This is a genomic window from Bacillus siamensis KCTC 13613, assembly GCF_000262045.1.
In the GTDB taxonomy this organism is placed as follows: Bacteria; Bacillota; Bacilli; order Bacillales; family Bacillaceae; genus Bacillus; species Bacillus siamensis.
Genome location: NZ_AJVF01000041.1, coordinates 1 through 13,128, shown reverse-complemented (window position 1 = coordinate 13,128; position 13,128 = coordinate 1). Strand labels below are relative to the sequence as shown.

At 47.0% G+C, this 13,128-nt stretch carries 12 protein-coding genes and 6 tRNA genes; 5 read left to right on the top strand and 13 right to left on the bottom strand.

The window, feature by feature from the left end; translation table 11 throughout:
• Window positions 1–64: 64 nt before the first annotated feature.
• Window positions 65–313 (bottom strand): type B 50S ribosomal protein L31, encoded by a 249-nt coding sequence (locus tag Y79_RS0115345; RefSeq protein ID WP_016938472.1) that lies wholly within the window; start codon window positions 311–313, stop codon window positions 65–67.
• A gap of 195 nt (window positions 314–508) precedes the next feature.
• Here Y79_RS0115345 and Y79_RS0115340 point away from each other — a divergent pair, with 195 nt between their 5' ends.
• Genes Y79_RS0115340 through Y79_RS1000000120990 form a run of 3 tightly spaced genes read left to right on the top strand, consistent with a single transcriptional unit; the run spans window position 509 to window position 3,122 of the window.
• Window positions 509–1,840 (top strand): cytochrome ubiquinol oxidase subunit I, encoded by a 1,332-nt coding sequence (locus Y79_RS0115340; protein WP_029575342.1) that lies wholly within the window; start codon window positions 509–511, stop codon window positions 1,838–1,840.
• A 21-nt stretch (window positions 1,841–1,861) separates the two neighbouring features.
• Window positions 1,862–2,902 (top strand): cytochrome d ubiquinol oxidase subunit II, encoded by a 1,041-nt coding sequence (locus Y79_RS0115335; protein ID WP_016938470.1) that lies wholly within the window; start codon window positions 1,862–1,864, stop codon window positions 2,900–2,902.
• A gap of 58 nt (window positions 2,903–2,960) precedes the next feature.
• Window positions 2,961–3,122, top strand: a complete 162-nt coding sequence (locus Y79_RS1000000120990) for a DUF1540 domain-containing protein (RefSeq protein WP_016938469.1) — start codon at window positions 2,961–2,963, stop codon at window positions 3,120–3,122.
• Window positions 3,123–3,402: 280 nt separating this feature from the next.
• Here Y79_RS1000000120990 and menC read toward each other — a convergent pair whose 3' ends face one another.
• The 6 genes from menC to Y79_RS0115295 all read right to left on the bottom strand — a co-directional run bounded on the left by menC (window position 3,403) and on the right by Y79_RS0115295 (window position 10,903).
• Window positions 3,403–4,518, bottom strand: coding sequence for an o-succinylbenzoate synthase (menC, locus tag Y79_RS0115320; RefSeq protein WP_016938467.1), 1,116 nt, complete (start codon window positions 4,516–4,518; stop codon window positions 3,403–3,405).
• Window positions 4,515–5,978 (bottom strand): o-succinylbenzoate--CoA ligase, encoded by a 1,464-nt coding sequence (locus tag Y79_RS0115315; protein ID WP_016938466.1) that lies wholly within the window; start codon window positions 5,976–5,978, stop codon window positions 4,515–4,517. The genes menC and Y79_RS0115315 overlap by 4 nt, the downstream gene beginning before the upstream one ends.
• Window positions 5,979–6,065: 87 nt before the next feature.
• Window positions 6,066–6,884, bottom strand: coding sequence for a 1,4-dihydroxy-2-naphthoyl-CoA synthase (gene menB, locus Y79_RS0115310; protein ID WP_016938465.1), 819 nt, complete (start codon window positions 6,882–6,884; stop codon window positions 6,066–6,068).
• Window positions 6,885–6,942: 58 nt separating this feature from the next.
• Entirely contained in the window at window positions 6,943–7,767 is an 825-nt protein-coding gene (gene menH, locus Y79_RS0115305) for a 2-succinyl-6-hydroxy-2,4-cyclohexadiene-1-carboxylate synthase (RefSeq protein WP_016938464.1), read from the bottom strand.
• Entirely contained in the window at window positions 7,755–9,491 is a 1,737-nt protein-coding gene (gene menD / locus Y79_RS0115300) for a 2-succinyl-5-enolpyruvyl-6-hydroxy-3-cyclohexene-1-carboxylic-acid synthase (protein WP_016938463.1), read from the bottom strand. The genes menH and menD overlap by 13 nt, the downstream gene beginning before the upstream one ends.
• Window positions 9,488–10,903, bottom strand: coding sequence for an isochorismate synthase (locus Y79_RS0115295; RefSeq protein WP_016938462.1), 1,416 nt, complete (start codon window positions 10,901–10,903; stop codon window positions 9,488–9,490). Before Y79_RS0115295 ends, menD begins: the two co-directional genes overlap by 4 nt.
• Before the next feature lie 284 nt (window positions 10,904–11,187).
• Between Y79_RS0115295 and Y79_RS0115290 the strand changes: the two genes are divergently transcribed.
• Together Y79_RS0115290 and Y79_RS0115285 are read left to right on the top strand one after the other, a co-directional pair.
• Window positions 11,188–11,907 carry a TraR/DksA C4-type zinc finger protein gene (locus tag Y79_RS0115290; protein WP_016938461.1) on the top strand — a complete coding sequence of 240 codons (720 nt, stop codon included), beginning with the start codon at window positions 11,188–11,190 and terminating at the stop codon, window positions 11,905–11,907.
• A 133-nt stretch (window positions 11,908–12,040) separates the two neighbouring features.
• Complete coding sequence (locus Y79_RS0115285) at window positions 12,041–12,511, top strand: TspO/MBR family protein (protein WP_016938460.1); 471 nt, start codon at window positions 12,041–12,043, stop codon at window positions 12,509–12,511.
• A 34-nt stretch (window positions 12,512–12,545) separates the two neighbouring features.
• Here the strand turns inward: Y79_RS0115285 and Y79_RS0115280 are convergent.
• From Y79_RS0115280 to Y79_RS0115255, 6 genes are all read right to left on the bottom strand, one after another.
• Window positions 12,546–12,617, bottom strand: a tRNA-Glu gene (locus Y79_RS0115280).
• A gap of 3 nt (window positions 12,618–12,620) precedes the next feature.
• Window positions 12,621–12,711 (bottom strand) — tRNA-Ser (locus tag Y79_RS0115275).
• A 3-nt stretch (window positions 12,712–12,714) separates the two neighbouring features.
• Window positions 12,715–12,789, bottom strand: a tRNA-Asn gene (locus Y79_RS0115270).
• Between the two features lie 9 nt (window positions 12,790–12,798).
• A tRNA-Ile gene (locus Y79_RS0115265) sits at window positions 12,799–12,875 on the bottom strand.
• 15 nt (window positions 12,876–12,890) lie between these two features.
• Window positions 12,891–12,964: transfer RNA gene (locus tag Y79_RS0115260), tRNA-Gly, on the bottom strand.
• Between the two features lie 7 nt (window positions 12,965–12,971).
• A tRNA-His gene (locus tag Y79_RS0115255) sits at window positions 12,972–13,047 on the bottom strand.
• Between the last annotated feature and the right edge of the window lie 81 nt (window positions 13,048–13,128).

The following is a 13,128-nucleotide window of genomic DNA, read 5'->3' as shown; positions in this document are numbered from 1 at the left end:
ACCCGCACCTGATCCCAAAGTAACAGACGGCCCAATAAATAAGACAAACCCCCTCGGACTTGTCTTATTTTCCCATATTGTATTTTTTGTTGAACTGTTCGACTCTCCCGCCTTTTTCGTTGAACTTTTGGCGGCCTGTATAAAACGGATGCGTATCTGAGCTGACTTCTACTTTAATCAGCGGGTATGTTTTTCCGTCTTCCCACTCTGCCGTTTCCTCTGACGTTTTCGTTGAACGGCTTAAAAATCGGTAGCCGCTGTTCACATCTTGAAAAATCACTCGATGGTTATCCGGATGAATATCTTTTTTCATGCTGATCTCCCTTTCTCAAATCGTAATAATTACGTTTTATTCTAAACCTTAAATAGGCGCTTGTCAATCATATATGCCCCGATCCCTTGATTTCTAAACCCTGCTCATATATGGAATCAGAAGAATAATCTAATGGCTTCAGCAAATAATATAACCACATTACATAAAACGGTAATAAGAAAGGCGGTTTATGACGTGGATGATTTAGTGTTAGCCAGAAGCCTGTTCGGGACAACCATGGGCTTTCATATTATTTTCGCGACGCTTGGTGTCGGCTTGCCTCTGATGATTTTAATGGCTGAATTAATTTATCAAAAAACCAAAGATCCTCATTATGCCATTATGGCGAAAAGGTGGACAAAGGCGCAGGCGGTTCTGCTCGGCGTGGCGATACCGACTGGAACGATCGCGGGTACACAGCTTGCTCTTTTGTGGCCCGGATTCATGGAAGTCATCGGCAGAGTGATGTCACTCCCGTTTCAAATTGAAATTTATGCTTTCTTTATCGAAGCGCTGTTTATGTCCATTTATGTCTATGCCGCTGACCGGCTGACTCCGGCGATGCGCATCATTGCGGTTATTTTCGTTTTGATCGGCGCCGCAGCATCTGCCGTCTTAATCACAAATGTTCACGCATTTGAAGGAACGCCGGCCGGCTTTAAAATTTTAAACGGCAAAATCACTGACGTCGAACCGTGGGCCGCATTTTTTAACCCAAGCTTTTTCACCACCGCGGGCCATGTCGTTCTGACGGCTTTCATGACCGGTGCATTTATCGTCGCCTCAGTAGCAGCTTATAAAATGCTAAGAACGAGAAAACAGGAGCAGATATACCGGTTTCACCGAAAAGCGCTGCTGCTCGCTTTAACGATCGGCGGAATCTTTTCCATTATTGCTTCTTTAAACGGACACGAATCTGCCCAGCTTCTTTACGAATACCAGCCTGAAAAGCTTGCGGGCGCAGAAGGGCTGTTCGAAACAAGATCACACGCTCCGCTTGCGATCGGCGGTTTTACCGATCCAAAAGAAGAAAAAGTAAAATGGGCGATAGAAGTGCCGTGGGCTTTAAGCTTTTTGGCTGCAAACAGCTTTGATACCGTCGTTAAAGGGTTGAACGCGTTTCCGAAAGACGAGTGGCCGCCTTTATTCATCCATACACTGTTTAACGGAATGGTCGGCATCGGAATGCTGCTCATTTTATACTCCATCATCGGCATCGTATGGAGAAAAATCTTAAAGAAAGACAGCTTTCCGACTTGGCTTTTGATTTTATTTTTAACAGCAGGACCGCTCAGTCTGATCGGAATTGAATTCGGGTGGATATTCGCTTGTACGGGACGGCAGCCATGGGTGATTTATCATCTGCTGAAAACATCAGATGTCGTCACCACAACCGGTTCAATCGGCTTGCTGTTCATCCTGTTTACGGTGGTATACGCCATTTTGGCGGCCGCAGTCATTTATGTGCTGCTTTATTATTTCCGCAAACATCCCGTTGAGGAGGATGTAAAAGCGGCGGAATCTTAACAAAGAAAGGGCTGAATTGAAATGGACATTACCATGGACGCTCTCATCGCGATATCAATCGTATGGGGCTTCGTGTTTATTTACGCGGTCATGGCAACGATGGACTTCGGAGCCGGCTTTTGGTCGATGATTTATTTAAATAAAGAACAAACAAAGGCGACAAACATCGCCAACCGTTATTTGTCCCCGACATGGGAAGTGACCAATGTCTTTATCGTCGCGATCGTTGTCGCCCTTTTCAGCTTCTTTCCCGGGGCAACCTTCGTGCTGGGGACCGTTTTATTGATTCCGGGGAGTATCATTCTGCTGCTTTTAGCGATCCGCAGCGGCTTTCTCGTCTTCTCCAATACGGCGAAGGAAAGAAAAATCATGAGATATATCTCCGGAATTTCAGGCTTCATTATTCCTGCCGTGCTGATATTGGTCCTTCCGGTCACACACGGGGGATTTATCGACAAGACGGGCGGAGTGTATCACTTAAATTTGGCAAATGTCTTTACAAGCCCTAATGCGTATGCGTTTATCGGCTTTGCCATTTTAAGCACTTTGTTTTTATCTTCGCTGCTTCTGGCTGACTTTTCAAATGTTGCGGAAGAGGAGCATGCGTACCGCATCTACAGACGGAGCTCTTTAATAACAGGGCCGCTGTCACTTCTTTTTGCCATCTTCATTATGGTGACATTACGCTCTGAAGCCGGCTGGCTGTATACGGGGATGATGAAAGACAAGACATGGCTCATCCTGTCTGTCATTACATTTATTATTGCGGGCGCGGCCCTGTTTCTGCCGAATAAACGCTTCGGCCAGAACATCGGCAAACCGAGAATCGCCATGATCGCCATTGCGCTGCAATATTTCCTGGCAAGCTATGCGTACGGACGGGCCCATCTTCCTTATATGATTTATCCCGATATTACGGTCATGTCTGGGTTTACGGAGCCGGCAACCTTCAAGGCGCTGTTTATGACGTATATCGTCGCTTTCATTATTTTGTTTCCCGGGTTTTATTTCTTCTGGAAGCTCTTTATGAAAGACAGACGTTATATCCGCCAGGAGGAATAACAGAAATCAGAGCGGTTCATACTAATGGCGTACCTTTTATTATGGAGGGGGAGTCAGCATGGATCATCAAAAAATACTGTGTGAAGTCAATAACTGCTCTTATTGGGGCAAAGGAAACAAATGCACGGCCGACGCGATTTATGTTGTCAGCCATACAGGCGAAACCGCTGAAAAAAGTGAAGAAACCGATTGCAAAACCTTTAAACCGTATGATTTATAAAAAAAGAGCTGTTTTTATACAGCTCTTTTTCATTTCCGCGCCGATGAGAAGCATGGCAGAAAGGCGGTTTGCCGGCAAATAGGCGGCGGCAGACGGTACAATCAGTATCGAGAAAGCAACGCTTACGATGTTAAGCTGAGACTGTTTGAAAAAATTATCGCATTTCGTCTGCTAAAAAAACCGGCTTTTTCAGCCGGTTCAAACGGGGAAGGGGTGATGTTGAACAGTTTTAATATAACAGCAGCTTACAGTGTACTCAACTTACTGAAATAAAGTTTTATCAGCTGTTCGTTGTGAAAACGTCCATTTGGGTGACGTATTTTCTCATTACTTCCTGATTCACGCTGACACCCAGTCCAGGACCGTCCGGAACAGAAATAAATCCCTCTTCGATACGGATGTCAGGAGTGACGATATCCTCCTCCCAGTATCGGTCTGATGAGGAAATGTCACCCGGTATCGTAAATTGCGGCAGCGAAGCAAGCGCGACTGTCTGCGCTCTCGAAATGCCGGTCTCGAACATTCCGCCGCACCATACCGGCATGTGATGCTCTCTGCATAAATCATGTATTTTTAAAGCTTCTGTCAGGCCTCCTACACGCGCCGGTTTTATGTTAATGATTTTACAGCTTCCAAGCTCAATCGCCCGCCTCGCGTCATCAAATGAGCATATACTTTCATCAAGACATATCGCCGTTCTCAAATGTTTTTGCAGGTGGCGGTGATCGACAATATCATCTGCCTGAAGCGGCTGTTCTATCATCATTAATTGGAATTCATCCAATTCTTTCAGCCTGCTGATGTCTTTCAGTTCATATGCCGAGTTGGCATCCGCCATCAGCGGTAAGTTCGGGAAACGGCTGCGGATGGCTCTGACCAAATCAACGTCACGGCCGGGCTGAATTTTTATTTTTATACGTTGATAACCTTCTTTTAAATATTGCTCAATTTCCCGAAGCATCACATCATCCGAAGCAAGACCCACTACGACCCCGGCGGGCACTTTATCTCTTTTGCCCCCTAAGGCTTCTGCGAGAGATATCCCCTTTTTCTTGGCATATAGATCCCACACGGCTGATTCGAGCCCCGCTTTTGCCATGCGGTTTCCTTTGAAACGCGCGAGACTGTCAGGCACTTCTGACGGATGGAAAAACTCGCGGCCTACGATATTTGGGATGAAAAAATCTCTCAGCATATGCGCGCATGTCTGAATCGTTTCTTCTGTATACCAAGGAGAAGAAAACGCCGATACCTCCCCCCAGCCGGTTCTGCCGGTTTCATCGATCGCCTCCACGATCAAAAATTTGCGGTCCTGCAGCGTTTCAATACTTGTTTTAAACGGTTTTTTCAGCCTCATACTTACATGATAAAGGGTGATTTTTTCAATCTTAATCATGACAATTCTCCTTTACGAAGCTCATTCAGCCGATGTCTCATCAGTTTATTGGACGCGTTCCGCGGGAGCTCGTCAACCGCGAAAAAAGCAGCCGGTACTTTATATTTTGCAAGGCGTTCACGGCAAAAGTCGGCCAGCTCTTCTGCACTGACAGAAGAAGTCAGCACGAGAAAGGCATGCGGCACTTTCCCCCACTTTGGATCTTCGGCTCCTGAAACACCTGCTTCCGCTACAGCCGGATGGGCAAGCAGCGCCGCTTCCACTTCAGCCGGATAGATGTTCTCTCCGCCTGAAATGATGAGATCCGACCGTCTGTCCAGCACATATAAAAACCCTTCGTCATCTAAATAACCAAGATCGCCCGTTTTAAACCAGCCATTATGAAAAGCGGCCTGATTCGCTTCATCACGATGATAGTAGCCTTTCATCACATTCGGGCCTTTTACCGTGATTTCACCGTGTTCAAACGGCGCACAGCGATTTCCTTCTTTTTCAATTCTGATCTCGCATGAAAACAGCGGTTTACCGGCCGAGCCGAGCTTTTCCATGCTGAATTCCGGAGAAAGCGTGACAATCTGTGAGCAGGTTTCGGTCAAGCCGTAAGACTGGAAGACCGGAAATTGCTTTCTTCGGCATTCTTCAAGGAGCGGCAGCGGGGCCGGCCCTCCGCCAAGCAGAATACACCGCAATGATTCCGGACATTGTTCGATTTCCGAAAGCAGGCCTGAAAGCATTGTCTGCACCGCTGATATGATCGTGACCCGGTGTGAGCGGATGCTGGCAAGCACATCAGTAACTGAAAATTTTCGGTGCAGCACGACGGGCATACCGTAAATGACCGACTTAAACAGCGCTGACAGACCGCTGATATGAAACAGCGGCAGCGCAATAAGCCAGCGGTCCCGCTCCGTGACCCCCAGATTCAGCGCAGACGATACAGCGCTGGAATAATGGTTTCCAAAAGTCTGCTGCACCCCCTTCGGCCTTCCCGTTGTTCCTGACGTATACATAAGAGTCGCCGTATCATCAAGCGTTACATAAGCTTCCGGCTCCATGTCACCCGCCTTTTCAGCCTGCAGCTCGTCCACATCTGCGACAGCGACTGCAGATTCATAATCTTCGCGGCAAAAACCGTCTTCCGTCAATAAAAGCTTCGCCTCTGAATCTTCGAGCTGAAACAGCCGTTCCTGTTTTGAGAGCTTCGTATTTAACAGCACCGCTTCCGCTCCTAATAAGAAGCAGGCGTGAACGGCATAAACCATTTCCGGTCGGTTAGAAAGCAAAATTGCGACACGGTCTCCTTTTTTAAGCTTGCAGTATTCGGACAGCCGCGCGGCCATTTGTTCAGAAGCATGATACAATTCTCTGAATGTCATCTGTTTGTTTTCAAATATGAGAGCGATTCTCTCAGGTGTCAGCTGAGCCCTTTGAATGAGCCAATTTGGCTGTTCTGTCAGCATGTTATCATCTCCGAGGTAAAAGTACTGTGTTTGAAAAGAAAACAGCTTGGACCAGAGCGGCTCAAGCTGTTTCGTAGTGTCATCTGATCACGGAAAACGAGGGAACTGACCGAAATCCGGACTGCGTTTTTCTTTAAAGGAATCGCGGCCTTCTTTCGCTTCGTCTGTCGTGTAATAAAGAAGTGTTGCATCTCCCGCAAATTGCTGAATTCCGGCGAGGCCGTCTGTATCTGCGTTAAATGCCGCTTTAAGGAAACGAAGGGCTGTAGGGCTTTTCTCAAGCATTTCCTCACACCATTTAATAGTTTCCTCTTCAAGTTTCTCTAATGGGACAACCGTATTGACAAGACCCATGTCGAGCGCTTCCTGCGCATTGTATTGACGGCACAGATACCAGATTTCACGGGCTTTCTTATGTCCGACGATACGCGCCAGGTAGCCTGAGCCGTAACCGGCATCAAAGCTTCCCACTTTCGGTCCGGTCTGACCGAAAATCGCGTTATCAGCCGCAATCGTTAAATCACAGACGATATGAAGCACATGGCCTCCGCCGATCGCGTAACCTGAAACCATTGCTACAACCGGTTTAGGAATCACGCGGATTAAACGCTGAAGATCAAGCACGTTCAGACGCGGGATCTGATCGTCTCCGACATATCCGCCGTGACCGCGGACTTTTTGGTCTCCGCCTGAACAGAATGCTTTATCTCCCGCTCCCGCAAGAACGATGACACCAATATTAGAGTCATCACGCGCACAAGCAAATGCGTCAATCATTTCTGATACCGTCTTAGGAGTAAATGCGTTATGTACCTCCGGGCGGTTAATTGTTATTTTTGCAATACCGTTATACGTCTCGTACAAGATTTCATCGTACTGACGTTCAGTTTTCCATTCTGCAGCCATTGATATGACCTCCTTCATTTTTGCCTGAGTCCGGCCGAAAAGCTATTTTCTATATGCTTTACAAGCCGTATAAAAACTCACTTACTATCTTACCAAAAATTCGCGGCTGTTCCACATGTACCGTGTGCCCCGCCTGTTTGACAACCTCTATTTTACTTGATGGGAGCAGGTTATGCACCTTTTGATTAATCACGCAAAACTTTTCGTCCCATTCACCGCATATAAGCAGAACGGGCGCCTTGATGCGGTCTAATGCATCCCACCAGGAAGGCTGCGAGCCCGTCCCCATTCCGAGCAGACTGCCTGCAAGTCCGGACGGATTATTTTTCAGCCTGCCGGCACGGATGGACGCCTTTACGCTGTCCGGCAGAGAAAGCTGCGTGGCAAACAACGGAATGCCCTCCCAATAATCGACAAACGATGTGATGCCTTCCTTCAATATAAAGTCTGCAAGCTTCCGGTCTGACTGAATCCGCTTTTTGCGTTCCTGAAGCGTGCTGAGACCCGGAGTGGAGCTTTCCAAAACAAGCGCTGACACCCGATGCGGAAATGCCTGTGCAAAGGAATACGCAAGTCTTCCCCCCATAGAATAACCAATAAGTTTCACTTTGTGAAGTTTTAATTGATCAAAAACGGCGGCAAGGTCCGCAACCTGCCGGCTCGTACTGTACCTTGCCGCTTGCACAGGCGCGTCTGTCTCCCCGTGACCCAGGCAGTCAATCATCACCATTCGCTCGCCGGGAAACATTTCGCGCAGAAACATCCATGATTCTTTACTGCCCGTAAATCCGTGCAGACAAACAATTGCTTCAGACGAGCGGTCACCGGTATCATTCACCCGGTAGCACACGCCGTCAGCCATTTTGACAGTTACAGTCTCCATTCTTTTTTCACTTCCCGCACTGCGGCCTGCAGCAGATCGCGATGGAATTGAACTCTTGAGGTCCGATCTGTTTTCAGCTCGATAATATGAAGTCCGGGCTTGTCCGCCTGCGGCTGATACGCATCCTTAAATGCTTCCCATGTCTCAGGGCAAGTATACGTCCCGCCATACAGTGCTGCGGCATGCTTGAAATCAAGGCCCGTCGGCGTACCGAACAGTTCTTCAAAATGAGTTTTATCAGATGCCTGCGGCAAAAATGAGAAAATCCCGCCGCCATCATTGTTTATTAAAATAACCGTAAGCGGAATTCCAAGTTTTTTAGCCGCTAACAGACCGTTTAAATCATGGTAAAACGATAAATCTCCAATCACAAGCGTGACGGGAGCTTTTGTTCCCTCACATACGCCCATAGCCGAGGAAACAACTCCGTCAATTCCGTTAGCACCGCGGTTGGCATAGACGCGGAAGGAACGATCTTGCTTTTCAAAGAAAGTATCCACATCGCGAATCGGCATGCTGTTGCCGACAAAAATCGAACTGTCTTCAGGAACAAGGTGCTGAAGGTGACGATATACATTTCCTTCGAATGACAAATTATCCATGCCCGCATGCTGTAAATGGCCGCGGAACCGTTCATTGACAAACTGCCATTTCTCCAGCCATCCGGACGGCCGTCTTCCCGTTTCAACTGAACGGACCGCTTCCAAAAATACTGACGGATGGCAATGAATCATATGCGCGCCGGCCTGAGTGGGATCTCTCCACCCTCCGTCTTCATCGACGATAAACTGCTCAATGGCAGGATCATCCCTGAGCCATACAAAGAGCGGTTTGGAAACCGGCATCGGACCGAAGCGGATCACAGCTTCCGGACGCAGCACTTCTTTTATCTCCTCATCTCTTAAGAACGAGTCATAAGCATCAATGATCAGAGCCTTATCATGCTTTCCGTTTCGCAGATTTGAAAGCGGATCAGCCAAAATCGGGAATTGAAGTATCTCGGCAAGCGCGAGGATCTGCTGTTTTTCTGCTTCACCGTGAATTTCGCCGCAGACGATCATCCCCTTTTCGGTATTCGCAAGACGCTCTGTAATATGACGCAGTGAAGCCGGATCGGCAGACTGAATCCCTGTTGTGACAGAGACATGCCGATCTGATCTCATTCTTTCAAAAGGCCGGGCTGACAAATCAGGCATCAAAGGCTCCCTGAGCGGCACATTGACATGCACCGGTCCCATCGGCTGCTTCCCCGCTTCACTTGCGGCTCTGTCGGCCAAAGTTCTGATATAACTCAGCATTTGAGGATTTTCCTCGGGAAGAGCCGAGTCTGTGAAAAACTTAACAAAGTTACCGAACAGAAAATGCTGGTTAATCGCCTGAGGCGCCCCTACTTCCCTTAATTCATGGGGCCGGTCAGCAGTCAGGACAATGAGAGGCACTCTTGAATAATGAGCCTCAATCACGGCCGGATAAAAGTTAGCCGCTGCCGTTCCTGACGTACAAATCAGCATGACCGGACGCTGGCGGGCTTTTGCAAGACCGAGTGCGAAAAAACCTGCGGATCGTTCATCAATTTGTATATGGACTTGAATATCCGGGTGGGCCGCTGCCAAAACCGCCAGCGGAGTCGACCTCGATCCGGGACAAACGACCGCGTCGGTTACACCCGAAAGAGCGAATTCATCAATAAAGCTTCCGATATAATGTGTAATCGGGTTTGTCAAAGCCTTTCACCTCCTAAAGCAGAGATCATCGGCTTTAGTTTAATTTGTGTTTCTTCATATTCTGATTGCGGATCTGAATCTTCAACAATGCCGCAGCCTGCAAAAAGGCGCGCCCTTTTGTCTTCAATCAATCCTGATCGGATGGCCACGACAAATTCTCCGTTTTCCCTGCCGTCCATCCAGCCGATCGGCGCCGCGTACCACCCGCGTGTCATCGGTTCAATTTCAGCGATAACATCAACAGCTTTCTGCTGGGGCGCTCCGCCCAATGCCGGTGTGGGATGCAGCTTTTCAATTAAATCAAACAGCGAAGCGGACGTTTTAAGACGGCCGGTGATCGGTGTATATAGATGCTGCACACTTTTTGTTTTATATAATTGCGGACCTGCAGGCTTTTTCACATCACTGCAGCTCGATAAAAAAGCATCGTTTATCATCTGAACCACAAAATCATGCTCCGCCAGGTTTTTTTCGTCATGCAGCAATTCTTCGCCGAGACGGTCATCTTCTTCCTGACTTTCTCCGCGCTTAATTGAACCTGCCAGACAAGAGGACATGACGTCTTTGCCGGATTTTTTGATCAGCCGTTCCGGTGAAGCGCCGACAAAGCATTTATTTCCCTGCTCAATCGCAAAAACATAGCTTGTGGTTTGATCCGTCAAAAGCTTGCGGACAACGCTCTCCGCCGGAATCGGCCCGTCATATGACAAAACGACTTCCCTTGCCAGCACGACTTTATCATATTGATTTGCTTTCATATCATTTGTTGCTGTTTTAATGGCGTCAAGCCAGTTTTCTACATCTAGTTCTTCCGCTTTTGTTAAATCAGGATATTCCTCATATGTCATTGAAGAAACTGTAAAAGCTTCAGAAAAAGATTTCAGACGTTTCAGCACATCTTCTGCCTGATTGCCGTCTGCCGCCCATTGATTGACGGTTAAATAATCACCATCCGCCGTCTTTGTCAGCATGAGTGAGGGAATAAAAAACAGTCCTTCTTCGAACCCATCCCATTCGTCTCCTCTTTCTTCAGCGGGATTAAATGAAAAACCGCCGAATAAGACAGGGCCGACCGCGGTTTGCGCCGCCTCTTCTTCTTCATGAATATGATAAGCCGTCTTTTTAAAGCGCTCCCATTGTTCAAAAACGTCTTGATAACGTTTTTCGTTTTTTTCATTCGATTGGAACAGCGCTTCTGTGCCAAGACCGACTATTGTTAATTCACTACCGGGTTCTGACCAAAAAAATCGTTTGCCTTTATATTTTTTTGCTCCGTCTTTGAAAAATGATAGAGGGTCTAAAGACGCAATACGTCTTGAATAGCTCAATAAGACAGCATGGTTGACTTGTTTGGCTTTATGTAATGCATGATCTGCTTCCTCTCGGAACGTATGCTGCACCGTTGTCACCATGAGACATTCCTCCATAATCCGTTAAATGCTTTTAATACAATACACCTGTGATGACTTTGTGTCAAACACACAGATTTGCGCACGACAAAATGCCTGCATTTCTTATTATAAACCTTTTTGCGCAAATGAATAAAGAAACAAACTTGAATTTTCTTTCCCCACTCTCGGCAATCACTGTATCCTTTACTTTACTGTGGGAAAACGACCATTTTTATCCACCATTTTTCTGCACAAAAACGTTCATACTAACAGTCATAAGCATCACATAGAAACGAGGGAATGATGTGCTTACAAACGAACAGATCACACATTTGAAAAAAGAACTCGAAGAAGCCAAACATGATATCTTAAGTCGTTTTAAAGAGAATGACCAATTTCAATTAACAGATGAATTCCCGTATCAGTCATCCGGCGAATTGTCTTCCTATGACAATCATCCCGGCGATCAGGCGACTGAATTATACGAGCGTGAAAAAGATCTTGCTCTCCTCGACCATGAACGGGAGCACCTTCGCGACATTGATTACTCCCTGAAACAAATTGAAAACGGCACATACGGTATTTGTGAAGTCAGCGGCAAAGAAATCCCTTATGACAGACTGGAAGCTCTGCCGACGGCTACCACCTTGGCGGAATATTCCTCTCAGGATGCCGTTTCTAAAGACAGGCCGATTGAAGAGGAAACACCGTTCGGACAGTTTGAATTTGATGATGATGAATCAATACGGCCGCCTTACGATAGTGAAGACTCCTATCAGGATGTAGAGGAATACGGAAACTCAGAAACACCTCAAGATTTAGAGGTTCCGCCTCTCAGCTACAACGATATGACAATGAACTCAGAAGAAAACATCGGCTATGTTGAGGATTATGAAAATTTTATCGCCACAGATATTACCGGAAAAAACATTTCCGTGTATCCAAGCAGAGACCACGAAAAATATGAACAGGAACTGGATGAAGAAGGAATTATGACGACTTTCGGCGATCTTCATGCTGACTAAAACCCCGGTAAGCCGGGGTTTTTACATTTGTTGCATTTTTGCAATGGAAACTCATACACTTATTGATGCATAGCTCTCAAAAAGGTTTGACCTTTCTAAAATCGGGAATGACATTGAACAATGGAGGGAAGAGATGAAAAAGAAGTATATCGGTGCGATCATTGTATTTATCATTACATATGCCTTGTTTTCCTTAGCGGGGTTTCTCTTTCCCGTAGATCGGGAATGGTACGACGCGCTTCAAAAACCTGACTGGACGCCGAGCGGATCAGTAATAGGCATCATATGGGCGGTTTTGTTTGCACTTATCTCCCTGTCAGCAGCCTTGGTATACGTAAAGCTTTCATGTAAAGAATCCAAAGCTTTCTGGGTGATGCTTCTCATCAATTATATCGTGAATCAAGGATTCAGCTTTTTTCAATTCACACAGAAAAATTTGCTTGCTGCATCTATCGATTGCCTGCTTGTAGCCGTTACAACACTCATTTTATTGATGATTGCCAGTAAATACAGCAAAGCTTCAGCCTGGCTTTTGGTTCCTTATTTATTATGGAGCGCTTTTGCCACATACCTGTCTTTTACCATTTACAATATGAACTCATAATAAAAAACCTTGCATAGTATGCAAGGTTTTTTAATGACCCGTACGGGATTCGAACCCGTGTTACCGCCGTGAAAGGGCGGTGTCTTAACCGCTTGACCAACGGGCCTTATGGCGGAGAAGGAGGGATTTGAACCCTCGCGCCGCTTACACGACCTACACCCTTAGCAGGGGCGCCTCTTCAGCCACTTGAGTACTTCTCCATATGGCTCCACAGGCAGGATTCGAACCTGCGACCGATCGGTTAACAGCCGATAGCTCTACCACTGAGCTACTGTGGAAAATTATCATGGTGGGCCTGAGTGGACTCGAACCACCGACCTCACGCTTATCAGGCGTGCGCTCTAACCAGCTGAGCTACAGGCCCACGACAATATAAAAATGGAGCGGGTGATGGGAATCGAACCCACGACATCAGCTTGGAAGGCTGAGGTTTTACCACTAAACTACACCCGCATTTGTTTGGGGCGATTGATGGGAATCGAACCCACGAGTGCCAGAGCCACAATCTGGTGCGTTAACCACTTCGCCACAACCGCCAAAACAATATTAAATTAAAATGGTGGCTCGGGACGGAATCGAACCGCCGACACACGGATTTTCAGTCCGTTGCTCTACCA